At 62.2% G+C, this 26541-nt stretch carries 24 protein-coding genes and 2 tRNA genes; 9 read left to right on the top strand and 17 right to left on the bottom strand.

Annotated features, from left to right (window positions below; all coding sequences use genetic code 11):
* The first annotated feature begins 148 nt into the window (after positions 1–148).
* The 3 genes from grpE (at position 149) to BLU32_RS22615 (ending at position 2119) form a co-directional block, all read left to right on the top strand.
* Positions 149–793 (top strand): nucleotide exchange factor GrpE, encoded by a 645-nt coding sequence (gene grpE, locus BLU32_RS20545; protein WP_093810051.1) that lies wholly within the window; start codon positions 149–151, stop codon positions 791–793.
* A gap of 167 nt (positions 794–960) precedes the next feature.
* Positions 961–1581: a trimeric intracellular cation channel family protein gene (locus BLU32_RS20550; protein WP_093810053.1), complete on the top strand. Its 621-nt coding sequence runs from the start codon at positions 961–963 to the stop codon at positions 1579–1581.
* 367 nt (positions 1582–1948) lie between these two features.
* Positions 1949–2119: a hypothetical protein gene (locus BLU32_RS22615; RefSeq protein ID WP_371326978.1), complete on the top strand. Its 171-nt coding sequence runs from the start codon at positions 1949–1951 to the stop codon at positions 2117–2119.
* Here the strand turns inward: BLU32_RS22615 and BLU32_RS20560 are convergent.
* The 3 genes from BLU32_RS20560 to sppA form a co-directional block, all read right to left on the bottom strand.
* Positions 2116–2469: a LapA family protein gene (locus BLU32_RS20560; protein WP_093810055.1), complete on the bottom strand. Its 354-nt coding sequence runs from the start codon at positions 2467–2469 to the stop codon at positions 2116–2118. The two genes, BLU32_RS22615 and BLU32_RS20560, sit on opposite strands and share 4 nt — an antisense overlap.
* Before the next feature lie 90 nt (positions 2470–2559).
* Positions 2560–2856 carry an integration host factor subunit beta gene (locus tag BLU32_RS20565; protein ID WP_029057716.1) on the bottom strand — a complete coding sequence of 99 codons (297 nt, stop codon included), beginning with the start codon at positions 2854–2856 and terminating at the stop codon, positions 2560–2562.
* Positions 2856–3857 carry a signal peptide peptidase SppA gene (sppA, locus tag BLU32_RS20570; protein WP_093810057.1) on the bottom strand — a complete coding sequence of 334 codons (1002 nt, stop codon included), beginning with the start codon at positions 3855–3857 and terminating at the stop codon, positions 2856–2858. The genes BLU32_RS20565 and sppA overlap by 1 nt, the downstream gene beginning before the upstream one ends.
* 190 nt (positions 3858–4047) lie before the next feature.
* On the opposite strand from sppA, the gene panB reads away from it, so the two are divergent.
* Positions 4048–4857, top strand: a complete 810-nt coding sequence (gene panB / locus BLU32_RS20575; RefSeq protein ID WP_093810059.1) for a 3-methyl-2-oxobutanoate hydroxymethyltransferase — start codon at positions 4048–4050, stop codon at positions 4855–4857.
* 46 nt (positions 4858–4903) lie between these two features.
* On the opposite strand, the gene BLU32_RS20580 is transcribed toward panB, so the two are convergent.
* From BLU32_RS20580 to aroA, 4 genes are all read right to left on the bottom strand, one after another.
* Positions 4904–5839: an IS110 family transposase gene (locus BLU32_RS20580; RefSeq protein WP_208976938.1), complete on the bottom strand. Its 936-nt coding sequence runs from the start codon at positions 5837–5839 to the stop codon at positions 4904–4906.
* A gap of 262 nt (positions 5840–6101) precedes the next feature.
* The gene (gene rpsA / locus BLU32_RS20585) at positions 6102–7826 is read right to left on the bottom strand and encodes a 30S ribosomal protein S1 (protein WP_093810061.1); all 1725 of its coding nucleotides are present in this window, start codon (positions 7824–7826) and stop codon (positions 6102–6104) included.
* A gap of 288 nt (positions 7827–8114) precedes the next feature.
* Positions 8115–8741 carry a (d)CMP kinase gene (cmk, locus tag BLU32_RS20590; protein WP_093810063.1) on the bottom strand — a complete coding sequence of 209 codons (627 nt, stop codon included), beginning with the start codon at positions 8739–8741 and terminating at the stop codon, positions 8115–8117.
* A complete protein-coding gene (aroA, locus tag BLU32_RS20595; protein ID WP_093811412.1) occupies positions 8738–10093 on the bottom strand; it encodes a 3-phosphoshikimate 1-carboxyvinyltransferase in 1356 nt (451 codons plus the stop codon). The genes cmk and aroA overlap by 4 nt, the downstream gene beginning before the upstream one ends.
* 219 nt (positions 10094–10312) lie before the next feature.
* Here aroA and BLU32_RS20600 point away from each other — a divergent pair, with 219 nt between their 5' ends.
* Both BLU32_RS20600 and BLU32_RS20605 read left to right on the top strand, forming a co-directional pair.
* Positions 10313–10699 carry a TIGR02300 family protein gene (locus tag BLU32_RS20600; RefSeq protein ID WP_093810065.1) on the top strand — a complete coding sequence of 129 codons (387 nt, stop codon included), beginning with the start codon at positions 10313–10315 and terminating at the stop codon, positions 10697–10699.
* Positions 10700–10923: 224 nt separating this feature from the next.
* Positions 10924–10999, top strand: a tRNA-Ala gene (locus BLU32_RS20605).
* A 121-nt stretch (positions 11000–11120) separates the two neighbouring features.
* Here BLU32_RS20605 and BLU32_RS20610 read toward each other — a convergent pair.
* The 3 genes from BLU32_RS20610 to BLU32_RS20620 form a co-directional block, all read right to left on the bottom strand.
* Positions 11121–12035, bottom strand: a complete 915-nt coding sequence (locus BLU32_RS20610) for a restriction endonuclease (RefSeq protein ID WP_093810067.1) — start codon at positions 12033–12035, stop codon at positions 11121–11123.
* A complete protein-coding gene (locus tag BLU32_RS20615) occupies positions 12032–15460 on the bottom strand; it encodes a type ISP restriction/modification enzyme (protein WP_172838601.1) in 3429 nt (1142 codons plus the stop codon). The genes BLU32_RS20610 and BLU32_RS20615 overlap by 4 nt, the downstream gene beginning before the upstream one ends.
* A 161-nt stretch (positions 15461–15621) precedes the next feature.
* Positions 15622–15708: transfer RNA gene (locus tag BLU32_RS20620), tRNA-Leu, on the bottom strand.
* A gap of 170 nt (positions 15709–15878) precedes the next feature.
* Between BLU32_RS20620 and BLU32_RS20625 the strand changes: the two genes are divergently transcribed.
* Positions 15879–16868 carry a complex I NDUFA9 subunit family protein gene (locus BLU32_RS20625; protein ID WP_093810070.1) on the top strand — a complete coding sequence of 330 codons (990 nt, stop codon included), beginning with the start codon at positions 15879–15881 and terminating at the stop codon, positions 16866–16868.
* Positions 16869–16908: 40 nt separating this feature from the next.
* Here the strand turns inward: BLU32_RS20625 and BLU32_RS20630 are convergent, their stop codons facing one another.
* Positions 16909–17715 (bottom strand): undecaprenyl-diphosphate phosphatase, encoded by an 807-nt coding sequence (locus BLU32_RS20630; protein WP_093810072.1) that lies wholly within the window; start codon positions 17713–17715, stop codon positions 16909–16911.
* Between the two features lie 144 nt (positions 17716–17859).
* On the opposite strand from BLU32_RS20630, the gene BLU32_RS20635 reads away from it, so the two are divergent.
* Entirely contained in the window at positions 17860–18552 is a 693-nt protein-coding gene (locus tag BLU32_RS20635) for a glutathione S-transferase family protein (protein WP_093810074.1), read from the top strand.
* Between the two features lie 11 nt (positions 18553–18563).
* A complete protein-coding gene (gene queG / locus BLU32_RS20640; protein ID WP_093810076.1) occupies positions 18564–19715 on the top strand; it encodes a tRNA epoxyqueuosine(34) reductase QueG in 1152 nt (383 codons plus the stop codon).
* Here queG and BLU32_RS20645 read toward each other — a convergent pair.
* From BLU32_RS20645 to BLU32_RS20670, 6 genes are all read right to left on the bottom strand, one after another.
* Positions 19703–20902 carry an acyl-CoA dehydrogenase family protein gene (locus tag BLU32_RS20645; protein WP_093810078.1) on the bottom strand — a complete coding sequence of 400 codons (1200 nt, stop codon included), beginning with the start codon at positions 20900–20902 and terminating at the stop codon, positions 19703–19705. The two genes, queG and BLU32_RS20645, sit on opposite strands and share 13 nt — an antisense overlap.
* An 11-nt stretch (positions 20903–20913) precedes the next feature.
* Entirely contained in the window at positions 20914–21678 is a 765-nt protein-coding gene (locus tag BLU32_RS20650) for an SDR family NAD(P)-dependent oxidoreductase (RefSeq protein ID WP_093810080.1), read from the bottom strand.
* Positions 21679–21817: 139 nt separating this feature from the next.
* Complete coding sequence (locus BLU32_RS20655; protein ID WP_093811414.1) at positions 21818–22318, bottom strand: RNA pyrophosphohydrolase; 501 nt, start codon at positions 22316–22318, stop codon at positions 21818–21820.
* Between the two features lie 133 nt (positions 22319–22451).
* Positions 22452–23633, bottom strand: a complete 1182-nt coding sequence (locus tag BLU32_RS20660) for a divergent polysaccharide deacetylase family protein (RefSeq protein ID WP_093810082.1) — start codon at positions 23631–23633, stop codon at positions 22452–22454.
* A gap of 77 nt (positions 23634–23710) precedes the next feature.
* On the bottom strand, positions 23711–25048 hold the full coding sequence (locus tag BLU32_RS20665) for a S41 family peptidase (protein ID WP_093810085.1): 1338 nt from the start codon (positions 25046–25048) through the stop codon (positions 23711–23713).
* The gene (locus BLU32_RS20670) at positions 25045–26421 is read right to left on the bottom strand and encodes a murein hydrolase activator EnvC (RefSeq protein ID WP_197673659.1); all 1377 of its coding nucleotides are present in this window, start codon (positions 26419–26421) and stop codon (positions 25045–25047) included. Before BLU32_RS20670 ends, BLU32_RS20665 begins: the two co-directional genes overlap by 4 nt.
* Positions 26422–26541: the final 120 nt, after the last annotated feature.

Genomic DNA, 26541 nt, shown 5'->3' on the forward strand with positions numbered 1-26541 from the left:
GGATCCGGTCACACCTTCACGGCAGCGCCCCCGTGTCCGGTCGGTAAACGACCTGGACACGGGGATTGCTGCGTTTTAAGGGCGAATTTCGTTGGTTCCTGTCACGGACCGGGATCGACAAGACGCGCCAGACAATTTCGGGCAGATCATGAGCGACACCAGCAAGAATCCGAATGACACTCCGGAAGACATCGCGGCCGAAGAGGCATTTGCACAACAAGCAGCCGCGGATGCCGACGTTGAAAGCGATGCCGAGGTCGATCCGGTGGAAGCGCTGAAAAGCGAAAATGCCGAGATGAAAGACCGCGTTCTGCGGACCATGGCGGAGATGGAAAATCTGCGCCGGCGGACGGAAAAGGAAATCCGTGAAAGCCGACAATACTCGGTGGCGAATTTCGCGCGCGACATGCTGGGCGTCGGCGACAATCTGCGTCGGGCGCTTGAAGCGATTTCCGATGACGCACGCGCATCGGCGGATGAGGCCATGCGCGTGTTGATCGACGGCGTCGAACTGACCGAGCGCGAGATGATCAATCAGCTCGAGAAGCATGGCGTCAAGAAACTCGATCCCGAAGGTGAACGGTTCGATCCGAATTTCCACCAGGCCATGTTCGAGGTTCCCAACACCGAGGTTCCCAACAACACCGTGGTGCAGGTCGTTCAAGCCGGCTACGTGATCGGCGATCGGGTCCTTCGGCCGGCAATGGTTGGCGTTTCGAAGGGCGGCCCCAAGGAGCGCAAGACCGATGCTGCGCAAACTGAACCCGGCGCGACCATCGACAAGACCGCTTAGGTCGTGGATCTGGACTGAGCAGGCCTTCACGTTCGGCCCTCCGGGCGGGACACGGAAAATTGCCCACTCTGAATGAAGACGCGGCGCTCGCAGGGGCCGCGTCTTTTTGATGTCCGGAGTTGAGGGGCCGATCGGATAGACAGTCTGGCAAGGCGAAGGCTTGGAACATGGCCACTATGCTTCAGTTTCTCGATTTCTTCGGCGTTGCGGTGTTTGCCGTGACCGGGTCAATCGTCGCCTCGCGCTTGCGGCTCGATACTCTGGCCTTTGTCTTTTTTGCCGTCTTCACGGGTGTTGGCGGTGGGACGTTGCGCGATCTCGTCCTGGGTGCGCCGGTTTTCTGGATCGAGGATCAGCTCTATCTTCTGGTGTGCATCGGCATTGGCGGCGCCATGTGGTTTTTCGCAGCCTGGGTGGAGAAAGTGGATCGCCCGTTGCGCTGGGCCGATGCCATTGGGGTGGCCGCCTATTCGGTCATGGGCGCGGCGAAGGCGTTGTCGCTTGGGTATCCGGCGGCGGTTGCGGTGTTCATGGGTGTCGCGACGGCCACATTCGGCGGGATCATTCGTGACACCATTGCCGGACAGCCGTCGGCACTGCTCAAGCCCGAAATCTATCTCACTGCGGCGTTTGCCGGCGCCGGGGTCTATGTGGGTCTGTCAGCGCTTTCGGTTCCGTTATGGTCGGCGGCGCTTGCGGGGGCCGCGTGCGCCCTGCTTTTGCGAGGTGGAGCGATCCTGAAGGGCTGGTCGCTCCCGCCCTATGCGCCGCCGCAGGACCGTTTCTGAGGCTGTGAGATCCCTGTGCGGTGCCGTCCTTGCGCCGCATGGAATGGAATGCATCCCGATCGCTGCGTTTCCGCCTATCCTTCGGATGTTTTGAGAAAGTGCTGCACGTGTGGCGCGTTTTCGTCCCGTGCCGCCGGAACACGGGAAATCTCATGCCCGTTGCATATGGCATATTCCATTGGAAAGAACTGATGACACGCGATCCGGAGGGCGCGAAGGCCTTCTACGGATATGCGCTTGGCTGGACCTTTGCGCCCATGCCGATGCCCAACGGCACATATTGGCTGGCAATGGGGCGGGCGGAGGCGCCCGTTGGCGGCCTTTTCGACATCAACGGCGGCGGAAATGCAGGGATGGAGCCCGCTGGATGTCCTATATCGCGGTGGACGATGTGGATGCGCGGATTGAGAAGGCGGTCGGGGCCGGCGGCACGGCACTTCGACAGCCGTTCGATGTCGAGTTGGTGGGACGGATCGCGATTGTCAGTGACCCCAAAGGCGCTGTCACTGGATGGATGACACGGATCGATCCCGCCTAGGCTGCGTTGCGAGAAGAAGTCGGGGACGGCAGCGCCGGGCCCTTGGCCGGTTCATGGACCGTCTTCAGCCTGTCGGCCTCATCGTGCCAGCGGTTGGCTTCGCGTCGTTTGATGCGCGCTTCCTTGCGCCACTTTCCCTGACCGGCCCAAGAGGCAATGCCGCCAATCAGGACACCGAAGGCAACGGCAGCGAACAGATACCAGAACAGCGGTGCGTTGATGCTGACAGCCGGATCTGCAGGCGAGAAGGGGTCGAGAGAAAGTGTCACCGAATGACGATTGGCGACTGCGAGTGCAATGAGCACGATCGCAATCGGAATGAGCACAAGATTCTTGATCAACCGCCGCACGGCAAGTTCTCCCGCATTTGATACGTCATGCAAGTGTCCGACCAAGGGTCGACCGGCTTGCTGACAGGCCGGCGCCCGGAATACGACGTGTCAGTCCTCCGATCCGTCGCCATCGTTCAGCCGTTCGCGCATTTCCTTGCCGGTCTTGAAGAACGGCACATATTTCTCGTCCACGTCGACCTTTTGTCCGGTGCGCGGGTTGCGTCCCGTGCGTGCCGGCCGGTTCTTGACCGAGAACGCTCCGAAGCCGCGCAATTCGACCCGGTTTCCGTTTCGAAGGGCGTTGGTGACCTCGTCGAGAATGGCGTTGACGATGTTTTCCACGTCACGCTGGTAGAGATGCGGATTCTGTTCGGCAATCCGCTGCACCAGTTCCGACTTGATCATTACCGTCCCCCAGGGCCATTGCTTGCGTCCGACGCGTCTTGAGCGTGCCAAACGGATACCAGACCGTCAAGCGCAACGCCTTCCCCGACAAGCGTTTTGGCGCCGCCGAGAACTCCGAGAACAGTTTCGCCGATCCCCTGACCGATGGCATGAGACATACGGGCGGTGAACGGCAGGGCGTCATATTCCTCCGGAACGGCCCAAGTGATCACGGGGAGATCGGAGGAGATATCGTGCTCCGCTCGCAGCCACGCCTGCGCGGTGTCCTGTCCGCCGATCGAGTCCACCAGACCGAGCCGCCGGGCGCGTTCGCCGGAGAAGATGCCGCCCTGGGCAACCTTTCGTACTTCTTCATCGCTCATCTTCCGGCGTTCCGCGACGCGTCCGAAGAACCAGCTGTAGCTGTCGTCGATCACATCCTGGAGGTTTTCACGCGCGGCCTCGGGCGTGTCGGAAAAGAAGTTCGGCTCGGCTTTCAGCGGACCGGAGCGTACCACGTCGACCTTCACGCCGAGGGAATCGAGCAGGCCCTTGATATTGCCGAATTGAATGTAAACGCCGATGGCGCCGGTCAGCGACGTATGCCGCGCGACGATATGGTCGGCGGCAATGGCGGTCATGTATCCGGCCGAGGCGCCCAGCGTTCCGATCGTGGCGACAACCGGCTTCTTTTCGGCGAGATCCCGAAGCTTCTGGTAAAGCGCCTCGCCGCCTACGGTCGAACCGCCCGGCGAGTCTATGTCGATGATCACCGCCTTGACGGCGTCGTTTTCGGCAAGGGACTCAATCAGTGACAGCCGTCGCCGGTCGTCGACGATCACCCCCTCGACGGAAACGCGAGCAATATGCGCGGAGCGCTTGGACAAGGACCCGAAACCGCCGCCCCAGCCGACCAGTCCTGCAAGGGCGGCAATGGTGACGAGGAAGGCGGCGACCCGCCAGAACGTCACCTTGCGGCGCAGGCGACGGCGGTCGACGATGGCGTCGGCATCAAGGGACATGGACAGGAAGCCTTCTCTCTGGTCGTCGGGGACCTTATCGCTACATGCCTGCGCCCCGGATGGAAAGCCCGTAAGCGGTCAGAACGCATATTCCTGTTCGCTTGAGCCGGTGTAGGACGTTGATTGCATGCTCTTTATCAGAAGGCTAAAGGGATAGGACCAGTTTTTCGAAAGGAGAGTTGCAAGCAACATGTCCGCGATCACCCTCGCCACCTTGAACCGGTTCAAAGCCGACCGAAAACGGTTCTCCATGCTGACCGCCTATGATGCGTCCTTCGCGGCCGCGGCTGCCCGTGCCGGGGTTGCGTCGGTGCTGGTTGGCGACAGCCTGGGCATGGTCGTTCAGGGCGGCGATTCGACCGTATCGGTCACCATCGAGAACATGGCGTATCATACCGCCTGCGTGGCACGGGGCATTGCGGGATCCAAGGACGTAGCCCCCCTGATCGTCGCCGACCTCCCGCTTGGGACCTATTATACGCCGGAGGCCGCCGGCGAGAGTGCGGCCACGCTGATGCGGGCGGGTGCCAACGTCGTCAAGCTCGAGGGTGGTGCCTGGCTGGCCGACACCGTCCGCTTCCTTACGGAACGCGGCGTGCCCGTGTGCGCGCATCTGGGTCTGACGCCGCAAACGGCGGACATGCTCGGCGGCTACAAGGTTCAGGGGCGCGACGAGACGGCGGCCCGCCGGATTCGCGATGATGCTGCCGCCCTGGAAGCGGCCGGCGCGCGCTTGATGGTGCTGGAATGCGTTCCGAACGCGGTTGGCGCGGCGGTCGCCTCCGCACTGTCCATCCCCGTGATCGGGATCGGGGCGGGGCCCGGGACGGATGCCCAAGTGCTGGTGATGCATGACATGCTGGGGGTATCGCAAGGCCGCAAGCCACGTTTCGTCAAGGACTACATGGCGCAGGCATGCGGTGTCGAGGAGGCGTTTCGTGCCTTTGCCGAGGAGGTCGAGAGCGGTGACTATCCCGCGCCCGAACATTGCTACGGGTAGCGGCCGTCCAATTGATCCTTCAATAAAAAAGCAACGGTGTTGGCGGTCAAGATGGCGTCGGCACCGTTGCTCTGAGTCTTGCATTAAGAATGATGATCATTTTCCGCATGACAGCGACGAGAGCGACTTTTGATGGTTTTCCATTTGTCTTGAGGCGTGTGTAGAAGCCTTTCATGGTGGGGTCGAAGCGAATGGCTGGCAGAGCTGCGATATAGAGAGCGTCTCGGATTTGCCGTCTTCCACCGGAGATCATGCGTTTTCCGCGCATCAGGCCGCTGTCCCTGTTGAGTGGAGCTACACCGACAAGCTTGGCGATCTGGCCCTTGGTCAAGGTGCCCAGTTCAGGCAGGTCGGCGAGCAGGAAACAGGCAGTTTTCAGACCGATCCCCTTGAGGGACATGAGGACTTCCGCCTTTTTGGCGAGATCTGGATCCGACTCGATGCAAAGCTGCATGTCCTCGGTGACAGCTTGGCGCTGGTCGCTCAGGAAGCGCAGGCTTTCCTCAATCAGGACTTTCGTCTTGCCGGTCAGTTTTTCCCTGCGGTTCTTTTCCTGAACAATCATGTGGGCCAGTTGTCGGTACCTTTGAACCAGCTCCTTGAGCAGGGATTGAGCCGGGGACCTGGGATCCAGCAGGCGCGTCTCAAGGCGCCGGCCATAGTCGGCCAGAATGAAGGCGTCGATCCTGTCGGTCTTGGAGAGCTGTCCGCACGCACGAGCAAATTGCCTGACCTGCTTGGCATTGATCTTGGCAACAGGCATCCGGGCCGCCAAAAGGCTTGCCTCAACAGCACGCTCATAGCCTCCGGTCGGCTCCAGGATAAGGCGCTCTATCCCCTTGAACCTACCAAGAAGGGCCAGAAAGGCACCAATCCCCTCATCTGTGTTGGCGAAGGTTGCGTGCTCTTCATCTGGCAAAATGCAAAGGTCAAATGAGGATTTTGATATGTCGATGCCGACAAAACGATTCGCATAAGGCATGGCTTGGTCTCCCTTATACGCGAGCGCGAAGCTCTCTCAACGGTTCGACGAAGCCACTGCGCACGAAGGGTTTTGCTTTTTTGCGAACGTGAAGTTCATCCCCGGAAGGGCTCAACCACTTCGTACGCCGCCATCGAGGTAAGGCCATACCTCAATGACAAAGAGGCCGGAGCATCTAACCATGCTCCGGCCTCTCAATGTGTAAGCCCGGCCATTTGGCCGGGCTTTCGTTTTTCTCATGCAGCGTGCCGCAAAAGGCGGATCAATCGTCGGTGTCCGTGTCGGTGTCGCGGACCTTGTTGAGGGCCGCACCGAGAATGTCGCCGAGCGATGCGCCGGAGTCCGACGAACCGTACTGCGCGACGGCTTCCTTTTCCTCGGCGATTTCCAGCGCCTTGATGGAGGCGGTGACGCGGCGGGTCTTCTTGTCGAACTGCGTGATGCGGGCGTCGAACTTCTCGCCGACCGAGAAACGCTCGGGGCGCTGCTCTGAACGCTCGCGGGCCAGATCGGCGCGACGAATGAAGGTGGTGATGTCGGAATCCGTGATCTTGGCTTCCAGACCGCCGTCCTTCACCTCGAGAACCTCACAGGTCACGATGGCGCCCTTGCGCAGCTCGCCGGCAGCCGCTGTATCGAACGGATCGCCGCCCAACTGCTTGATGCCGAGCGAAATCCGCTCCTTGTCCATGTCAACGTCGAGCACCTGAGCGCGAACCATGTCGCCCTTCTTGTACTCTTCGATGACCTGCTCGCCCGGACGGTTCCAGTCCAGGTCCGACAGGTGCACCATGCCGTCGACGTCGCCGTCCAGGCCGATGAACAGACCGAATTCGGTCTTGTTCTTCACCTCGCCCTCGACCTCGGTTCCCGTCGGGAACTTCTCGGCAAAGGCTTCCCACGGGTTCTGAAGCGTCTGCTTCAGGCCAAGCGAGATACGACGCTTCACCGGATCGACCTCGAGGATCATCACTTCCACTTCCTGCGAGGTGGAAACGATCTTGCCCGGATGGACGTTCTTCTTGGTCCAGGACATTTCGGAAACGTGGATCAGGCCTTCGATGCCCGGCTCCAGTTCCACGAATGCGCCGTAGTCGGTGATGTTGGTCACGCGGCCGGTGAACTTGGCGTCGACCGGGTACTTGGCCTCGATGCCGTCCCACGGATCGGCTTCGAGCTGCTTCATGCCCAGCGAGATCCGGTGCGTTTCCTGGTTCACGCGGATGATCTGGACCTTGACGGTCTGACCGATCGCGAGAACCTCGCTCGGATGATTGATGCGACGCCATGCGATATCGGTGACATGCAGCAGACCGTCGATGCCGCCGAGGTCCACGAACGCACCGTAATCGGTGATGTTCTTGACCACGCCTTCCATGACCTGGCCTTCCTCGAGGCTCTGAACCAGTTCCGAACGCTGTTCGGCGCGGGTTTCTTCCAGGACGACACGACGGGAGACGACGATGTTGCCGCGGCGCTTGTCCATCTTGAGGATCTGGAAGGGCTGCGGCGTGTGCATCAGCGGCTGGACATCGCGCACGGGGCGGATGTCGACCTGGCTGCGCGGAAGGAAGGCCACGGCACCGTCGAGGTCGACGGTGAAGCCACCCTTGACCTGATTGAAGATGTGGCCGCTGACCTTCTCGTTCGCCTCGAATGCGGCTTCGAGACGGATCCAGCTTTCCTCGCGGCGCGCCTTGTCGCGCGACAGCACGGCCTCGCCGAGCGCATTCTCGACGCGCTCAAGGTAAACTTCAACGGTATCGCCGACGGACACGCCGGCATCGTCGCCATCGCGACCCTTGATGCCGAATTCCTTCAGCTGGATGCGACCCTCGACCTTGAGGCCGACGTCGATAACCGCAAGGTCTTTCTCGATCGCGACAACCTTGCCGGTGACAACGGAGCCTTCCTGCAGCTCCGTCTCTTCGAAGCTCTGCTCCAAGAGAGCGGCAAATTCATCGCGAGTGGGGTTCAAACTGTTCATCGAAACTCCTGGCAGCCAAGTCTGGCTCGTCGCCGGCGGGTTTGTGGTGTCGGTCAGTCCTGATTGCCACCCGGCACCGCGCCGGTTCGGCGTCGATGCGATCGCAGTGCCTGCCCGGTCTCTGGGTGGCGATTGCGAGCCGGCGAAGCGGGGGCCTCAGGACCTGGGCTTCCTGTTCAGTCGTATGCAAGGCGAGCCGTGCAGCTGCAATCGATCTCAAGAATCCGGCGCCTCGCGCACGACGCTTAAGCGATGCTGCCACGCAGAAAACGCCAACGCCGTGTCCGCCTACCTTGCGTACACGTTGTCGACGATATCCACAGCCGCCTTGAACGCCGTTTCTATATCCATTTCCGACGTGTCGAGCAAGTGCGCATCGTCGGCAAGTTTCAGCGGCCCCACGGTGCGGGCCGCATCGCGGGCGTCGCGACGTTCCAGATCGGCCTGGACGGTCTCCAGCGTGGCCTCGACGCCCTTCGACTGAAGCTCGGCGGTGCGCCGCCTTGCGCGCTCGTTCGCCGAGGCCGTGCAATAGAGTTTCACCGTGGCGTCGGGACACACGACCGTGCCGATGTCGCGTCCGTCGAGCACGGCGCCCGGCGGTGCCATCGCGAAGGCACGCTGCAGCCGCACCAACTCCTGACGCAGGCCTGGCAGGATCGCGATCCGCGAAGCGGCTTCGCCGATTTCATGCGCCGACAGGACGTCGCGGTCGAGAGCGCCGAGGTCGAGATTGCGCGCCGTGGCGACCGCGACTGCTTCGTCCCCCAAAGGCAGCCCGCGGGCCAGAAGGGCGGCGGCAACCGCCCGGTAGGTGAGGCCGGTGTCGAGGTGGCGCAGGCCGAAGTGGGCGGCGATTCGACGCGCCAGCGTGCCCTTGCCGGACGCTGCCGGTCCGTCGATTGCGATGATCATGCCGCGTTCTCCCCGAGTGGTGCCAGCGATGCGCCAAGGTCTGCGAACAGGGACAGGAAAGTGGGAAAGCTCGTTGCGATCACGCCGGCATCGTCGACGCTTACGGGATCATCTGCGCCCATGCCGAGCACCAGGAAGGTCATCGCGATGCGGTGATCGAGGTGGGTAACGACGGTGCCGCCCCCGATCGGCCCCTGCCGTCCGTGGACCGTGAGCGAACTGTCTCCTTCCTCGCAGACGATGCGGTTGGCCGCGAGGCCGGCGGCGACGGCGGCAAGGCGATCGCATTCCTTGACGCGCAGTTCCTCAAGGCCGCGCATCACGGTCGTCCCTTGCGCGAAGGCGGCCGCGACGGCGAGCACCGGATACTCGTCGATCATCGAGGGCGCGCGTTCGGACGGAACCTCGATCCCCGTCAGCCGGGAGTGTTTCGCGCGAATGTCGCCGAGCTGCTCGCCGCCTGTCTCGCGGATGTTTTCGATGGTGAGGTCGGCACCCATCTCCTGCAGCGTCTTGAAGAGACCGGTGCGGTGCTCATTGAGCAGGACATCCGCCACGGTGACATCCGATCCTGGTGTGATCAGCGCGGCGACGATCGGGAAGGCCGCGGACGACGGGTCGCACGGCACCGTGATCTCCTGTGGCGCAAGCGTCGCGGGACCGGTGAGCGAGATGACCCGGGCGCCGTCGGCATCGATCTCCACCGAGATGTCGGCGCCGAAGCCCGCGAGCATGCGCTCGGTGTGGTCGCGGGTGGCGACCGGTTCGATCACGGTCGTTTGTCCGGGCGTGTTGAGGCCGGCCAGGAGCACGGCCGATTTCACCTGCGCGGAGGGCACCGGAACGCGATAGGTGATCGGGGCTGCTGTCGATGCACCGCGGATGGAAAGCGGCAGGCGGTCGCCCTGCCGTGCAACGACCAGGGCCCCCATCTGGCGCAGCGGGTCCAGCACCCGGCCCATCGGCCGGCGGGACAGCGACGCGTCGCCGGTGAAGGTGGTGGCGATCGGATGGGTGCCCGCAAGGCCGAGCGCCAGGCGAACCCCTGTGCCGGCATTGCCGTAATCGATGATGCCGTCAGGTTCCATCAGGCCGCCGACGCCCACGCCGTCGATGCACCATGTGCCGTCTTCGCCGCGTTCGATCCGCGCTCCGAAAGCGCGCATGGCTGCGGCCGTGTTCAGCACGTCTTCGGATTCGAGCAGGCCGCTGATGGTGGTGCGACCGACGGCAAGCGCCCCAAGCATCAGGGCGCGATGGGAAATCGACTTGTCGCCCGGCACCGTCACGCGGCCGGAAAGACGGGATCCGGCGCGGGCCGTATAGGGGGTTGCGGGAAGCTGTTGGGACATGTTGGAATTCCGGATCTTCAAGCCGAGTGTTGCACGGCAACGTCCTACCATGCCGGATGCGATCCGTCACCGTGGCGCTTGGGTGCGAAGACCGGCGCTTTGCGGGCCTTTCGCCCACCGTCACAAACCGTTTGACGAAGCAGGTCGGATTAGGCTTTGACAGATCGACGGGCAGTCTTTATGCGAACGCCCGATTATCAAAGAACAAGGGTTGAAACCGTGGCAAAACCCGAACTTGGCACAAAACGGCTGTGCAGCGGATGCGGGTCGAAATTCTACGACCTGAACCGCGATCCGATTACCTGTCCGAAATGCGGCACCGTCTTTATCCTGGCCCAGTCCGTGCGTCCCAAAAAGGCGGCAAAGGCAGCGGTCGTCGAGGACGATGAAGAGGCGAAGGAGGACGAAGGCGCCGAGATCGTCAGCCTGGAAGAGGCGGATGCGGAGACGGAAGGCGATTCAAGCGTCTCGCTCGACGATGATGATGACGAGGAAGTCGAGGACAGCAGTTCAAGCGATGACGTTTTCATCGACGATGAGGACGAGGAAGACGCCAATGTGCCGGGCATTGTGGTCGAGCGTGATGACGAGGACACAGACCGATAGGCCGGCGCCTCGCTGGCCTGCCGGGCGTGGCGCGGTTGTCCACAGCTGTCAAGCGGCGGAATGCGGCGATTGTCCGGGCGGCCGATTATTCCGCTTGACTTGAGGGGCGGAAGACGTATTTTCCGCCCGCACCGGCCAAGGCGACCCCAATCGCCGACACGCCGCAAGGCTCCAGCCACCGCCGACCGTGTCGGCCGCCGCAAGAGCTTCGAAATCTGGAAGACGGGGCCATAGCTCAGTTGGGAGAGCGCTTGAATGGCATTCAAGAGGTCGGCGGTTCGATTCCGCCTGGCTCCACCAGTTTTCCCCCTTCGCCAGCCGTATTGTACGGCGGCATTCCCCTGACACATAGCGGCCTTTTTGCCTGATCTGGTTCGGTCCCTTGGATGGACGCCGACCTGTTGTCGCGCCATGCGCAGGCCTACAGGCTGTCGAACCACGTGCCGTCGACCGTCACCTCCTCGATCATCCGCGTCGCGACGCCGAGTTCGTATTGCTTGAGCAGGTCGCACAGCCGTTCGCCGTCGATGAGATCGATGGCGATGGCGCCGTCGCGTGTTGCCTCCTCCGAGGCCTGGCTGGTGAAGGCGCCGGTGGTGATGAAGAGACCCTTGTCGGCGCGGCCCTGAAGCGCGCCGCGAAAATCGCGGATTTCCTTGGAGCCGACGCTGCCCTTCCAGCGCTTGCACTGGAAATAGACCTGGAAGGAGACGAGGTTGACGCGCAGCACGCCGACGCCGTCGATGCCGCCGTCTCCGGTCTTGCCGCGCACCTCGACCTTGATGAAACCGGCCTCGCGCAACAGCCGCTGCGACAACCGCTCGAAGGCGGACGGGTCCATCCCGCGCAGGGTGTCGAGCAGGACGGCCTTCCAGTCGCCGATGCTGTCCGGCTCCACGTCGGGATCGATGTCCGGCGTTTGCGGAGGCGGGGTCTCCGCGTCGGCTTGCCTGGCGGCCTGCCGCTTGACACGCGCGCGCTCGCGTTCCTCCGCGTTGACCGTCATCTGGATCGCCCGGGTCTCTTCGAGAGTGGCGATCTTCTCGCCCGCGTCCGTCAACGCCCAGATGCCACGGGCGGAGTTCACCAGCGCGCCGCCGCGCTTCAGATAGGTGCGTGCCCAGGAGAGATAATAGGCGACCTTGATGCGTCCGGCGCTGCCGGGGATCTCATGGGCCTGTTCTTCCTCCGTGACGCCTTCCATCTCGATAACTTTTTCGTCGAGTTCATGGATGGAGGCGGAGCCGCCGATCTCGCGCAAGGCGTCCAGCGTGGCGAGCATCATGCCGGGCAGGTCGGGCAGGCCTTCGGGTTCGATGACAAAACGTCGGGTCATCGCGATGTCTTTGTCGTTTCGGAGCCGCGCTTTGCCGATTTCATTGCCTCGACGATCTCCATCGTTTCGACCGAAACGCGGGTGACGCAGGCGATCAGGTCGATCACCTTTTCCTTGTAGTCGGCGAAGCGGTAGGTGTTGAACTTCTCGCGGATGGTCGGGTCTCTCGGCGTCTTCTCCTTGTATTGATCGAGGATCCACTCGATCCCGGAGCGGTTGCCGAGCTTGTAGTCCCAGACCTGCGGCGGGATGCCGGCAAGCGTCGTTTCGCTGTCGATGCGAATGATGCCGTTGTCCTTGTCGGCCTTGAGGATCGTCTTCGGCGCAACGCCCGCCTCGCGCGCCGCCTCGTCCGCCACGTCCGTGCGCGAGATCGGCCAGGGCTCGACCTCCTCATAGCCGATGTGCAGCTCCATCAGCCGCTTGCCCCAGTCCGCCCAGGCCCAGAAGTCGGGATAGAACGGGATGCGCGGGAACTCGCGCTTCAGGTTGAGCGCATATTTCTCGCGGTAGACGGGATCGTGCAGCACGCCGTAGACGTAATGGAAGATCGCTTCCCTGGTGAGCTCGCGCGCTTCTTTTTCCTTGATGGGGAGATGTCGCGACGCGATCGATGGGGGTGTTGCGTCTGCCTCCAGCGCGCGTGGCTCACCCCCCTCTGCCCTGCCGGGCATCTCCCCCTCATGGGGGGAGATCGAAGTGTCGCGGACGTCGTCCTCGCCGCCGCCGCCGCGATCTGGGCGCAGACGGCCGGTCTTGCCATAGGCCTTGTGGAACCTGTTCAGCGCCCAGTCGGTGATGTTGTCGACGCGGTCTCCAGTCGAGGTGTAGCGGTAGATTGGTAATTGTTGTGTACCGCCTGAGGCCGGACTAACAAAATTGAGATCGGGAATGAGATCAACAGATAAACAAAAATATGGCTTTCCGCTCGAATCGCCCATAATCGCAATTGCTTTATTTGACGAGCGTTTAGATTTCCAGAATTGTGCGTTGAGATAGTTCATTCCAATAAAGTCTTCATCTCTATATATGTGCCTGCGACAGAATGGCCTGTATGATGATTCATGAATATATTCTGAACTATATTCCTTTTTCTTATTTTTCGACAAAAGTATTTCTAGCTCTCGATCCCATTTTATGTTTTCTTTTAAATAAGATTCTTCAAAACGACGGCGACGTTCATATGTAATTACAAAATGTTCCATTTTTTCTTTTAGCTGTTCCTTTGAAAGGCTATAAACCCATTCATCTCGGAAAGTCCCGATCCCTCTTCCGTAAAATTTGAATATTGCGCGTTCATTTTTGTGGTTTTTGTTTTTTTTAGTTGCTTCATCGCATGTAGCAATGAGGTTGTCCCAATCGTTTTCCGTTTGGTTGACCCAGTTGCCCTTCTTGTCCGGATCGATGCGGTCGAAGGACATCGTGGAGAGTTTGGCGGACGCGAGGAAGGCGAGCTTGTCTTCCGCCGTGTCGAATTCCGGGCGGCGGGCGTAGAAGATCTTGCAGCCCTGCTGCCGGCGGCGCTTGACGAAGAAGGAGATCGCCACGCCCGTCTGGATGCCGAAGACATTGTGCTTCGTTCCGGAAAGCTTCGGATTGGCGCGTACGTCGCCGCCGAGATCGACCACATAGATCTCGTTGAACTCCTCCTCCACCGACTTGCGGAACCCGTCGAAGGTGCGGCTTTCGATGAAGGAGCGGTTGGTGATGAAGGCGAGAACGCCGTCGTCGTGCATACGGTCCGAGGCCCAGCGGAAGAAGCGCGAATACATGTCGTAAATTGCAATCTTGTTTTGTGCTGAACTGGCTGTTCCGTAGGTTTCGCGAATACGATCATCGATCCGTTTATAAGCGCGGTTCGCATTACGCATGTTAAAGTTTTCTTGCCATGCATTGTATGGTGGATTGCCTACGACGACAGAAATCTTGCGCTTGTTCTGGCGCTTGACGCGCTCGATGTTCTCGTCCGACAGCGCGGCGAACATGTCGTGCTGGTGGCCGGCGCGGATGCCCAGGCCTTCCACATTATCCAGCGTGTCGACGAAGCACAGGTTCGGAAATTCCGCGAACTGGCCCGAGATCGCCTGATAGCTCGCCTCGATGTTCAGGTTGGCGACGTAATAGGGCAGGATCGCCACTTCATTGGCGTGCAGCTCGTTCTTGTATTTATGCGCGAGCTTGCGCGGATCGCCGCGAAAATACTCCAGCAACTCGCAGATGAAGGTGCCGGTGCCCGTCGCCGGATCGAGGATCTCGACATGCTCGTCGACGAGGTTTCGGCCGAAATGCGTCTCGCACAGCCAGTCGGCGCCCTGGATCATGAATTTGACGATCTCGTTCGGCGTGTAGACCACGCCGAGCCGGTCGGCCTTCTTCGTGTCGTAGACCTTGTAGAAATTCTCGTAGATGACCTTGAGAAACGTCTGCTTTTCCGAGTGGTTGGTGATCTGCGCCGCATTGGCGCGGATCGCGGCGTAATAGGGCTCCAGCCCTTTCAGGGTTTCCCGTTTGACCGCGCCGGTGAAGAACTTGCCCTCAAGCGCGTAGAGTTCCTTGGCGATGTTGTTTTCGTGATGGAAGTCGCTCTCGTTGAAGACGTGGGAGAAGATCTCTTCCGTGAGGATGTGCTGGATCAGCATCTCCCGCACGTCGGCCTCGCCGAGTGCCGGATTGATCGTGTCCTTGCAGTGGGCGAGAAACTTGTCGGCCTCGGCCTTGAAGGCGGAATTGTCTGAATAGGCGGTGTTGATGCGCGCGCGCAGCGCGTCGAGAACAGTGGGAAGATCCGCCTTGAATATCTCCACGGCCTTGCGGAATTCGGCGATCTCGGCGCGCTCGTAGGAAAAGAACAGGGCAACCAGCCGGAGCAGGGCCTCCGTGTCCGTCATGTCGGCGCGCATCACCTCCTGACGGTTTTGCCAGAGCACCGCCGTTTCGGAGTTCTCGAAGATGATGTTGTCCTGCGGATAGCCCTTGGCGAGCTTCTTTCGAATCTCCTCGTCGAGATCGTCCTTGGTGTCCTTGGCTTCCCAGTAGCCAAGCGGAACGCGAATGTCGTGCAGCACCGTGCCGTCGGGATAGACGGTCGTCTTCATGCCGGTCTGAAAGGGAAACTCTTCCAGGAAGACCAGCCGCATCGATGCCGCCCATGTATCGAGCAGACGGCGGAAGGCCGGGCGAATGACCTGCTCGTTGGTAAGGCCGGACATTTTCCGAAGCCGGTCGATCTCGCTCAGGTACTGGTTGACGAGTTGCTGGCTCATGAATCGGGATTTTTCGGGCTGGGGATATCGAAGGTTGCGGAAAGCCGACTCGCGCAATGACTGCCACCGGAAGGTTTCCAGCGGTCGATGAAGGCGTCGATGGGGATGGAATCGTTGGACATGAACGGCTTTGAATTCTGAGAAGGACACGCAATGCGCCATCTAGCGCTGGTCTTTCGTGCAAAATCAACCGGGGAGGGTGGTGTGTGCGCCTGCGTGACGGGCGTTCCGGAACAAACCCACGACACAAACGAAAAAAGCTCCGGCGAACCGGAGCTTTTTCGACAGTCTGGACCCAATTGGCAAGATCCAGCATCGGAATCTGGTGCCCAGGAGAGGACTCGAACCTCCACGCCCTTTCGAGCACTAGCACCTGAAGCTAGCGCGTCTACCAATTCCGCCACCTGGGCTCGTGAGGAGCGCTTGTAAGAGCCGGGGCGGACCTTGTCAACGGGCGTTTTGCCCACATATGCGGTTCGTGCACAACTGCCCTTCACAGACGCGGGCGCAAGGGCTATGAGACCGTAACACGCTCGCGCGCCGCGCGGGGAAGATCACGTCCGGCAAGGGAGCGACTGGCATGACAACCGACTCCGGTTCATCCGCTCTGAATGGCAAGCTCGTCACCGTTTTCGGCGGCTCGGGGTTTCTCGGGCGCCACGTCGTGCGCGCACTGGCGCGCCGCGGCTATCGGGTGCGCGTCGCCGTGCGCCGGCCGGATCTCGCCGAACACGTGCAGCCGCTCGGCGCTGTCGGCCAGATCATGCCGGTCCAGGCCAACCTGCGCCATCGCTGGTCGGTCGACCGTGCCGTGCAGGGCGCCGACGCCGTGGTCAATCTTGTCGGCATTCTCTATGAGGCTGGCGCCCAGTCCTTCGATGCCGTGCAGACCTTCGGCCCGCGTGCCGTCGCCGAAGCCGCGCGCGCCGAAGGCATCGACACGGTCGTCCATGTGTCCGCCATCGGTGCCGATCCAGAATCGCCCTCCGTCTATGGTCGCTCCAAGGCAATGGGCGAGGCCGGCGTCTTCGAGACGATGCCCGATGCGGTCGTGTTTCGCCCTTCCATAGTGTTCGGGCCGGAAGACGGCTTTTTCAACCGCTTCGCGTCCATGGCGCGGATGTCGCCTGCATTGCCGCTGGTCGGCGGCGGCGTGACGCGTTTCCAGCCCGTCTTCGTCGGCGATGTCGCGGAGGCCGTCGCCATGGCGGTGGACGGCAAGACCGCGCGCGGCACGATCTATGAACTCGGCGGCCCCCAGATGAAGACCTTCAGGGAGTGTCTGGAGCTGATGCTTCAGATCATCCGCCGCAAGCGTCTGCTGGTCACGCTGCCGTTCTCCGTGGCGCGCATCCAGGCAAGCGTTCTGCAACTTCTGCCCAATCCGTTGCTCACCGTCGATCAGGTCGAACTCCTGAAGTCCGACAATGTGGTTTCGGATGACGCGATCGCGGAAGGACGCACGCTGGACGGGCTTGGCATCGAGGCGCGCACGCTGATGGCGATTCTGCCGACCTATCTCGAGCGGTTTCGCGAGCACGGTCAGTACGACGCCCACCGCGCCGCCTGATCGTCCGCTTCCCCGTCCGCCCGCATGCCGGCGCTGTCCGTCAACCGGTGAAATACAGTCCCGCAAAGCCGGCCAGCCCCACGGCGATGCGCCACCACGCGAAGGCCGCGAAGCCGTGCTTGCTGACGAAGTCGAGCAGGCCGCGCACGACGAAGACCGCGGTGATGAAGGCGGCGACGAAGCCCACCCCGATCACGGCGGCATCGTCCATGGACAGGATGTTGCGGTTTTTGAAGAGATCGTAGGCGAAGGCACCCGCCATCGTCGGCATCGCCAGGAAGAACGAAAATTCCGCCGCCGAGCGCTTGTCCGTTCCCATCAGGAGCGCGCCTGCGATGGTGGCTCCGGAGCGCGAAACGCCCGGCACCATGGCCAGCGTCTGGCAAAAGCCGATGGCGAGGCACAGCCACAGCGGGTAGTCCATCGCGTCATGGAAACGCGGCTTCAGCGGCATCTTGTCGATGGCGAGCAGGATCACGCCGCCAATGACGAGCGTTGTGCAGATCAGCGCCGGCGATTCAAACAGAACCGTCTTGATGAAGCCATGCAGCATGACGCCGATGACCGCGGCCGGCAGAAAAGCGATAAAAACACCGGCGACGAAGCGCCGTGCCTGCGCCTGGTGCGGCAGGGCGACGGCGATCGCGATGAGCCGATGCGCATAGACGGTGAGGATCGCGAGGATCGCGCCGAGCTGGATCAGGACCTCGAATGTCTTGCCTGTGCTCTGGAATCCGATGAAATGTCCGAGCAACAGGATGTGTCCGGTCGAGGAGACGGGAATGAACTCCGTCAGGCCTTCGACGAGGCCGAGGATTAGCGCGCCAATGAGGGTTTCCGATTGCATGGACAAGGGTCTCCGATCAGGTCCCGACGGGACGGAAATGCTGCGTTGTATCGCGCTGGCTGCGGGCGTATACGGGGGCGCGCCGGGGGGCGCCCGATGCGTTCTCGCATCGTTTGATTAACCCTAAGCAGTTACAATCCTGTTATGCTGGTTCTCTATCGCCATCCCTTTTCCCCTGCATCGCGTTTTCTTCAGCTTGTGCTGAGTGAATACGGCGCGAAGGTGGAGCTCGTGACGGAACGCCCTTGGGAGCGCCGCCGCGATTTTCTGATGCTCAATCCGGCGGGAACGGTGCCGGTCCTGCGCGAAAACGACGGGCCGCCGGTGTCCGGCGCCTTCGCGATCATGGAGTATCTCGATGAAACGCGCGGCTATGCGGTTGGCGACCGCCGGCTGATGCCCGATCATCCCGACGCGCGCGCGGAAACGCGTCGGCTGGTCGATTGGGCTGTGAACAAGCTCGACGGCGATGTGGTCGGCCCCTTCGTGCGCGAGCGCATCTACAAGCAGGAGATGCCGTCTTCGATGGGTGGCGGGTCGCCGGATTCCGCAGTGTTGAGGGCTGCGCGCTCCAACATCGGACATCATTTGCGCTACTTTGGCTATCTCGCGGCGTCGCGGAACTGGCTTGCAGGCGAGCGATTGAGTTTCGCCGATTTCGCAGTGGCCGCGGAATTGTCCTGTGCCGACTATCTGGGTGAGGTGCCATGGGCGGAGGAGGAAAACGTGAAGGCCTGGTACGCGCGGATCAAGTCGCGTCCAAGCTTTCGTCCGCTTCTGGCGGAAAAGATGCTGGGCATGCCGCCAGCCCCGAGCTACGCGGATCTCGACTTCTAGAAACGCAGGTATTGTCGGAAAAAGCCGCTGCGCGTGTGAAGACGAGCCTCTGCAAGAAGGCGGAGGAGCTCGGCTTCGACGCCTGCGCGATTGCCGAAGCCGATGCCATTCCCGAAGCGCCTGGGCGTCTCCGGCGATTTCTGGCGGATGGTCACCACGCGACGATGGACTGGATGGCGGAGACCGAAGAACGCCGTGGATTGCCACGCGCGCTGTGGCCGCAGGCAAGCCGGATCATCACGCTCGCCATGACCTATGCCGGCGAAGGGGATCCGCTCGCCGCTCTGGATGAGCCCACGGCCGCCTCGATATCGGTCTATGCTCGCAACCGGGACTATCACGACCTTGTCAAGGGCCGGCTCAAGGAGCTTGCCCAGCATCTTCTCGCACAGGCCCGCCGGCAGGGCGTGGAGGGTATGGTCAAGGTCTTCGTCGACACCGCGCCGGTAATGGAAAAGCCGCTGGCGCAGGCGTCCGGTCTCGGCTGGCAGGGCAAACACACCAATCTCGTGTCGCGCGATCTCGGCTCTTGGTTTTTCCTGGCCGAGATCTTCACCGACCTGCCGTTGCCGGTCGACGCGCCGGAGACGGATCATTGCGGTTCCTGCCGGGCCTGTCTGGATGTGTGTCCGACGCAGGCTTTCCCGACCGCCTACCGCCTCGATGCGCGCCGCTGTATCTCCTATCTCACGATCGAGCACAAAGGACCGATCCCCCATGAGTTTCGTGCGGCCATGGGGAACCGGATTTATGGCTGCGACGATTGCCTTGCCGCCTGTCCCTGGAACAAATTCGCGCAGACCGCGCGGGAGGCAAAGCTTCGGGCGCGCGAAGATCTTGTCGCCCCGCGACTGGCCGAGCTGCTCACGCTGGACGACGCGGGATTTCGCACCTTGTTCTCCGGGTCGCCGATCAAGCGGATCGGCCGCGACCGGTTCTTGCGCAATGTTCTGATCGCGGCGGGAAACTCTGGCGATCCCGCGTTGACGGAGCACATCGTCGCCTTGCTTGGCGACGGGAATGCTTTGGTCCGTGGTGCTGCCGTCTGGGCGCTTCGCCATCTCGTTCCGGCAGCGACCTTCAAGCGGCTGGCCGACCATCACGAACAGCGGGAAACGGATGGTGATGTCCGAGCGGAGTGGGTTGCCGCTCAACGCCAGTAGTCGGTGCCTTCCTTCTTGTATAGCCGCGCCAGCACCATCTTGTGCACTTCCGACGCGCCGTCGACCAGTCGTGCTGCACGTGCATAGCGGTAGATCCATTCGAGGATCGTGTCGGTGGAATAGCCGCGCGCACCATTGAGCTGGATCGCGGTATCGGCTGCCTGGTGCAGCGTGTCGGCAACATGGATCTTCGCCGAGGACACCTCCGCGCGGGCCTTGTCGCCCTGGTCAAGCATCCACGCGGCATGGAAGACCAGCAGGCGGCCGATCTGGATGTTGTGGGCCAGTTCGCCGAGCGCGAGCTGAACCGATTCCCGGTCGCCGAGCTTCGTGCCGAAGCCTTCGCGCTCGTTGACATAGGCCTGAGCGATCTCCATGCAGCGCTGGGCCAGCCCCAGCCAGCGCATGCAGTGGGTAAGCCGCGCCGGGCCGAGACGGGTCTGCGTCAACCGCAGGCCGTCGCCGATCTCCATCAACCGGTTCTCGTCCTTGATCTCCAGGCCGTCGAATTCCAGCTCGCAGACGCCGCCATGCTCGTCCGGGCCCATGTTGCCGATACGCCGAACGATCCGCCAGCCGGGTTGGTCGGCATGAAACAGGAAGCCTGTCAGGTGGCGCCGCTTTTCTTCCGGGTTCGGGTCGGTACGCGCCATCAGGATGAAGTGTTTCGCGACCGCCGCGCCGGAGATGTACCACTTGTGGCCAAAAATACGCCACGTATCGCCATGGCGCTCTGCACGGGTTCGGATCATGCCGGGGTCCGATCCGCCGCCCGGGTGCGGCTCCGTCATGGCGAAGGCGGAATTGGCCTCGCCGGCGGCGATCGGCTTCAGCCACCAGTTCTTTTGCGCCTGGGTTCCGACCGTTTCCAGCACCCGCATGTTGCCGTCGTCGGGCGCCGCGCAGTTGAAGCAGGACGGGCCGAAGATCGAACGGTTGGCCTCGGTGTAGAAGATGCTCTGTCCGACCATGGAAAGGCCGAGACCGCCATGGGTTTCCGGCAACTGCGGGTTCCACAGACCGGCGGCCCGCGCCTTCTTGCGGATGACGTCGCGCAGGTCCATGCGAATGTTTTCAAATTCGTTGTAGTTCGCAGGGTCACCTTCTAGCGGCTGGATGTGCTCGGCGACAAAGGCGCGCACCCTGTCGCGCAGATCCGCGTGGCGGGGGTCGATAGAAAAATCCATGGATGCAGTCCTCAGGCGAGAAGGTGGCCGCCGTCGACGGGAATCGCCGCACCGGTCATGAAACACGAGGCATCGCTCGCCAGCAGCAGGAAGGGGCCGTCCAGATCCTTCAATCGGCCAATGCGGCGCATGGGGATGGCCTTGATCATCTCCTTGCCGGTTTGGGTGTCGAAGAAGCCCTGGTTGATTTCCGTTTCGAAGTAGCCCGGCTCCAGTGCGTTGACGCGGATGTTGTGACGGGCAAACTCCAGCGCCAGCGCCCGGGTCATCTGGACAACGCCTGCCTTCGAAACAGCATAGGATGCCGTTCCGACACTGACGAATTCGCCGAGAATGGATGCGATGTTGACGATGTTTCCGGGCGTCTCGGTCTCACGCCAGTGGCGCGCGGCGGCAACCGCCATCAGCCAGACCCCGCGCAGGTTGACCGACATGACAGCATCGAAGTCTTCCGCCGTTTGGTCGATTGCCAGCCCGTTTCTTACGGTTCCCGCATTGTTGACAAGCACGTCGAGACCGCCGAGCGCGCTGACCGCATCCCTGACACACGCGTGGATCGCCGCGCCGTCGCTTACATCGAGGCCGATCGCCACTGCCTCCGGCGCACCCAGTTCCTTGAGAACGTCGACCAACGCTTCCAGCCGGTCCTTGCGCCGTGCGGCGACCGCGATCGACGCGCCGTTGCGTGCCGCGAGTTTGGCGAAATGCGCTCCCAGCCCGCTTGAACCCCCGGTGATCAGCAAACGCTGTCCCTTGAGCCCGGCTCCGAGATCCATGAAATGTTTTCCCTCTTCTCGTCCCGCCCGGCGCTCGCGCGTAATACGTCTGACAGTGCCGGGTCGTTGTTGTTGTCGGTGAAGAGACTAGCGCCGATCGCCGGGCGATTGAACCGGGCGTGTGGTCGCGGACCTTGTCTCAGGAGGTCAGGCGACCAAAGGTGTCGATCACGGCCTCATAGGTCGGGCGCTTGAACGGGATGACGAGCCCCGCAAGCTCGGATGCCCGCGCCCATCGCCATTCGCAGAATTCCGGGTTGTGGCCGTCGGGCGGATTGAGGATGTCGATCTCTGCTTCCTGCCCCTCGAAGCGGAAGGCGAACCATTTCTGTGTTTGTCCCCTGTAGCGCATGGTGCGTCGGTTTTTGGTCACTTCCGGCGGGTAGTCGTAGGAGACCCAGTTCGGCGCCTCGGCGATCAGACTTGCCGAGCGGATGGAGGTTTCCTCGTAGAGTTCGCGCCGGGCCGCTTCCAGCGGCGTTTCGCCCCTGTCGACCCCGCCCTGCGGCATTTGCCAGGCGTGGGTCTCGTCCGCGCCGGTGTCCGGGTGACGTTTGCCGATCCAGACGCGGCCGGCTGGATTGAGCAACATGATGCCAACGCAGGGACGATAAAGCTTTTGGGGGGTACTACTGGACATGAACATGCTCCGGATCGGTCTCGGTCTCATGTTGTGTCGTAAAGCATTTTCCGATCGTGTGAAAACGTCGGCCGCCAGGGAAATGCACGGAGAGCAGGCAGGGTCTTGTCCGCCGGACCGGGCCGCGCGCTCTTCAGCGGGCCGTTCGGTCGATGGACGCGCTCACGGGGATCAGTTGGAGACCGCGTTCGTCCAGATCCTTCGACCATTGCGCGAGAAGTTCGACTGTCACGGGAAGCGCGGTCGCGATGCCCACAGCAACGCCTTGTGCACGGGCGGTGCCTTCAAGCTGCAGCAGTCGGGCGGTGATGTCCTTTGGGCGCGGGACGTCGTCAATGACGAGATCCGAATGCGAAAACGGTGTGCGAAGACCGCTGGCCGTCGCCGTTGCAAGGCTTCGCGAGGACGAGCCGTCGTCGACGAACATCAGGCCCCGATCGGTAATCTCCGTCAGCAGCTTCTCCAGCGGCTCTTCCGCGGTGGTGAAGCGGGCGCCCATGTAGTTCATCACGCCAACATAGTTGGTCATTCTGCTGAGCAGCCAGGACAGGCGTTCGCCCATTTCGCGTGTGTTGTGGCTGACGAGCAACGTATGGGGCCCAGGGTCGTTGTCAGGGTAGTCGAATGGTTCCATCGGCAGTTGAAGAAGGAGTTCGTGGCCGTCGCGCCGGGCCCGCTGCATCCAGCGGTCGAGGCTGCCGCCATAGGGGGCGAAGGCCAGCGTAATCTCCGGCGGCAGTTCTTCGATCGCCGTTTGGGTGCCGGTTTGGGACAGGCCGAGGCCGCCGACGATGATCGCGATTTTGGGGATCGACGCGAATGACTGGCTGGCGGGCCTTGCGTAAACGTCGAGAGGGCGCAGGCCGCTGTCGGAGACCTTGGGCAGGGGGCCGTGCGGACCGGGTTCGGTAACCCTCGCATCGGCTCGAACCGACAGGCCGTTGGCAATGGCGCTGGCACCGTCGTCCGGACGGGATTCGGGAGCATCCGCGCCGGAAAGCGGCTTGGGCTCAAATCTGGGTCCGAGCGCCTGTTGGTCGGCGGCGTTTTCTGCAGTCGGATCCTGTGCGCCCTCCGGGAGGGATGGGCGAATCTCGACCACGCCGAAATCGCGCGAGGACAGGCCTTCCAGTGACCGTTCCAGTGGTACGGTTGCCGTCGGTTCCCCGCCGAGCGGGTCGTCGACGACGCCGATCCAGACAAGCCCTGTCGTAACCAGGACCGTCAGAAGGCTGGCGCCAATCAGTCCGAGGGGAAGATTGAAGTACTTGCGCTTGCCAAGCCCCAGCGGAGCCGACAGATCCTTCCCCGCCATGGTACCTCATGTGTTGTGTTCGACGGGCGTTCGCGGCGGCCACTCCCTACGGTCGCCGCGAACGGTCATTGGGTTTTTCAGTTCGGAATGCCGGCCTTCTGGTCGCCAACCGGTGGAAAGGCACTGTTCACCTGAACGCCGTTGAGCAGATCCAGTGCGAAGTTGAGCTGTGCGTCGTCCTTCGGGTCCGGCGGCACGTAGGCCTGGCTCCCGGAGCCTTCCTCGTCTTCGCCTTCGCCCTTCAGATGGCCGCGAAGTCCGGCCTCGCCTTCGGTTTCGACCTTGCCGCGCAGCTCCTCGGGAAGCTCCTGAAGGAACTCGATGTCCGGCGTGATGCCCTTGGCCTGGATCGAGACGCCGGATGGCGTGTAGTACCGTGCGGTGGTCAGCCGGATTGCGCCGTTTGCGCCGAGCGGAACGATGGTCTGCACCGATCCCTTGCCGAAGGAGCGGGTGCCGAGGATCGTAGCCCTGCGATGATCCTGAAGGGCGCCAGCCACAATCTCGGACGCGGATGCCGAACCGCCGTTGATCAGCGCGATTACGGGATACCCGTCCGCGAGGTCGCCGGAGCGAGCATTGTAGCGCTGGGTTTCATTGGAATCGCGACCGCGTGTCGAAACGATCTCGCCCTGCTTGAGGAAGCCGTCGGAAACCGCGATCGCCTGATCGAGAAGGCCGCCTGGGTTGTTGCGCAGGTCGAGCACGAAGCCCTTGAGCTTGTCCTCTCCGATCGTCTCCTTCAGCTCTTCGATGCTCGCCTGGACGCCGTCGAAGGTCTGCTCGCTGAACTGCGTGACGCGAACGTAGCCGATGTCGCCTTCCGCGCGATGGCGCACGGAGCGGATCCGGATGATGTCGCGCGTAATCGTTATGTTGAGCGGTTCGCTCACACCTTCGCGACGAACCGTCAGATCGATCCCGGTGTTGACCGGGCCGCGCATCTTCTCGACTGCTTCGGACAGTGTAAGTCCCTGGACCTGTTCGCCGTCGAGGTGGGTGATCAGGTCGCCCGCAAGCACCCCCGCCTGGAAGGCCGGTGTATCGTCGATCGGCGTGACGACCTTTACGAGGCCGTCTTCCATCGTGACCTCGATCCCAAGACCGCCGAATTCACCGCGGGTCTGCACCTGCATGTCCCGAAAGTGCTTGGGCGAGAGATAGCTCGAATGGGGGTCCAGCGAACTGAGCATGCCGTTGATCGCAGACTCGATCAAAGCCGCATCATCCGGGGTCTCGACATAGTCGGAGCGAACACGCTCGAACACGTCGCCGAACAGGTTGAGTTGCCGGTACGTGTCAGAAGCGGCTGCATTCGCCACTCCACTCACGCGCACGGGCATCTGGGACAGGGCCGTGACAGTTGCGCCACCAATGAGCGCACCGACCAGCAACAGGGAAGCTTTCCGAATCATCCGCGAACCTTTTCGTCTTCGGGCCGAACCCACCACGGGGTGGGATCGATCGAAATGCCGTCTTTCCTAAACTCTACGTAGAGCACCGGCTGGGGTGCTGACAGGTCGAGTGTCGCGGCGCTGGCGACCCGGGTTTCGCCCATGGCTGCCACCGGCTCTCCCGCAAGCACGAATTGACCCTGCTCCACACTGGTTCGATCCATTCCGGCAAGGAGCACATGATATCCGTCGCCGGCGTTCAGGATCAAGACCTGACCGTAGGAGCGGAACGGCCCGGCATAGACGACCCAGCCGTCGACGGGTGCCACGACCTGCGCACCGGTGCGTGTGGCAATCGAGCGTCCCCGGGTCTGTCCCCCGAAGCCGTCATCCATGCCGAAATCGCGCAAGGTCGTCCCGGTGACGGGAAGGTTCAGCTTTCCCTTGGCCTGCGCGAAGGAAATTGCCGGGGCAAGCCGCCCTGCATCGCTGAAGGGGTCTGCCGGAACCGTCTGTCCGTCACGCGCCTTGGTGGCGTTGCGGGCCGCCTCGGCGGCGGCGCGCGCACTGGCGATGTCTCGCTCCATGGTCGCGATCAGGTCCTTGAGGCTCTCGGCCTCGTTTGCCAGTTCCTCCGAACGGGACCGTTCTTTTGCAAGTTGCGCCTGCGTGGTCTCGCGTTCCTGCTTCTTGGAAGCGACAAGCAGTTCCACCCGGGCTTGTTCCTCGGTCAGGCGCCGTGCATCGGAGACCAGCCGGTCGCGCTCGGCAGCGCTGGATATGCGCAACTGGCGCAAGCTGGACAGGTCCCCGGCAAGTGCCTGGGCCTCGAGATGAATCTCGGGCATGACGGCGTTCAACAACAATGCGCTGCGCACGGCACCAAGCGCATCCTTCGGCCGGACGGCGAGCGCTGGCGGAGGGTGCTGGCCAATGCGCTGAAGCGCCGCCAGTACCTCGGACAGGACATCTTGACGTTCTGCCAATGATGCGCGCACCGCGTCCTCGTTTGTTCCAAGACGGCGCAACCTGTCTTCGGTCGCCGCCAGTTGCTCTTCGAGTTGCGTGACCCGTTGCGCCGTTCGCAACAGTTCCGCGTTGAGGGCTTTGCGGTCTCGCTCGATCGTACGGATCTCGCGGGCGATCGCGGCCTGTTTGTCCTCCGACAGCGTGAGATCCCGCGTCAGTGCGGAAAGCTCTTCTTCCCGCCGGGCCTTGCGTGTCGCAAGCGGTTGCTGTGCTGCGGACAATCCATCGGGATCCGTCGCTTCCCCGGCTCCCTCCTGCGCCGATGCATGCCCGGTGATCCCAGGCAAATTGCAAGGCGCGAGCGCGAGCCAAAGGGCAACGACCAGCGGTCCTGTCCGCAACATGATCGGCAGATACTTGCGCATTCACCACTCCGCCCGCTTTCGTGCGGCGGTCAAGCGCGGAGACCGCCAACAACGGGCATATCGTAACGGGGACCGAGACCGGTATTCCTCAAGGAACGAGAGTGCCTCAGTCTTCTTAAC

Origin of the sequence: Stappia sp. ES.058, assembly GCF_900105595.1 — a bacterium.
Lineage (GTDB): Bacteria > Pseudomonadota > Alphaproteobacteria > Rhizobiales > Stappiaceae > Stappia.

What these genes read in the sequence shown, in the direction of transcription:
- BLU32_RS20565 (WP_029057716.1), bottom strand. Translation starts at nt 2,856, where the DNA reads ATGATCAAGTCGGAACTGGTGCAGCGGATTGCCGAACAGAATCCGCAT.
- BLU32_RS20625 (WP_093810070.1), top strand. Translation starts at nt 15,879, where the DNA reads ATGACAACCGACTCCGGTTCATCCGCTCTGAATGGCAAGCTCGTCACC.
- BLU32_RS20645 (WP_093810078.1), bottom strand. Translation starts at nt 20,902, where the DNA reads ATGGATTTTTCTATCGACCCCCGCCACGCGGATCTGCGCGACAGGGTG.
- BLU32_RS20660 (WP_093810082.1), bottom strand. Translation starts at nt 23,633, where the DNA reads ATGGCGGGGAAGGATCTGTCGGCTCCGCTGGGGCTTGGCAAGCGCAAG.
- BLU32_RS20630 (WP_093810072.1), bottom strand. Translation starts at nt 17,715, where the DNA reads ATGCAATCGGAAACCCTCATTGGCGCGCTAATCCTCGGCCTCGTCGAA.
- BLU32_RS20615 (WP_172838601.1), bottom strand. Translation starts at nt 15,460, where the DNA reads ATGGCGCATTGCGTGTCCTTCTCAGAATTCAAAGCCGTTCATGTCCAA.
- BLU32_RS20650 (WP_093810080.1), bottom strand. Translation starts at nt 21,678, where the DNA reads ATGGATCTCGGAGCCGGGCTCAAGGGACAGCGTTTGCTGATCACCGGG.
- aroA (WP_093811412.1), bottom strand. Translation starts at nt 10,093, where the DNA reads ATGTCCCAACAGCTTCCCGCAACCCCCTATACGGCCCGCGCCGGATCC.
- BLU32_RS20655 (WP_093811414.1), bottom strand. Translation starts at nt 22,318, where the DNA reads ATGTCCAGTAGTACCCCCCAAAAGCTTTATCGTCCCTGCGTTGGCATC.
- grpE (WP_093810051.1), top strand. Translation starts at nt 149, where the DNA reads ATGAGCGACACCAGCAAGAATCCGAATGACACTCCGGAAGACATCGCG.
- cmk (WP_093810063.1), bottom strand. Translation starts at nt 8,741, where the DNA reads ATGATCATCGCAATCGACGGACCGGCAGCGTCCGGCAAGGGCACGCTG.
- BLU32_RS22615 (WP_371326978.1), top strand. Translation starts at nt 1,949, where the DNA reads ATGTCCTATATCGCGGTGGACGATGTGGATGCGCGGATTGAGAAGGCG.
- BLU32_RS20670 (WP_197673659.1), bottom strand. Translation starts at nt 26,421, where the DNA reads ATGCGCAAGTATCTGCCGATCATGTTGCGGACAGGACCGCTGGTCGTT.
- BLU32_RS20550 (WP_093810053.1), top strand. Translation starts at nt 961, where the DNA reads ATGGCCACTATGCTTCAGTTTCTCGATTTCTTCGGCGTTGCGGTGTTT.
- BLU32_RS20580 (WP_208976938.1), bottom strand. Translation starts at nt 5,839, where the DNA reads ATGCCTTATGCGAATCGTTTTGTCGGCATCGACATATCAAAATCCTCA.
- panB (WP_093810059.1), top strand. Translation starts at nt 4,048, where the DNA reads ATGTCCGCGATCACCCTCGCCACCTTGAACCGGTTCAAAGCCGACCGA.
- rpsA (WP_093810061.1), bottom strand. Translation starts at nt 7,826, where the DNA reads ATGAACAGTTTGAACCCCACTCGCGATGAATTTGCCGCTCTCTTGGAG.
- BLU32_RS20635 (WP_093810074.1), top strand. Translation starts at nt 17,860, where the DNA reads ATGCTGGTTCTCTATCGCCATCCCTTTTCCCCTGCATCGCGTTTTCTT.
- sppA (WP_093810057.1), bottom strand. Translation starts at nt 3,857, where the DNA reads ATGTCCCTTGATGCCGACGCCATCGTCGACCGCCGTCGCCTGCGCCGC.
- BLU32_RS20610 (WP_093810067.1), bottom strand. Translation starts at nt 12,035, where the DNA reads ATGACCCGACGTTTTGTCATCGAACCCGAAGGCCTGCCCGACCTGCCC.
- BLU32_RS20665 (WP_093810085.1), bottom strand. Translation starts at nt 25,048, where the DNA reads ATGATTCGGAAAGCTTCCCTGTTGCTGGTCGGTGCGCTCATTGGTGGC.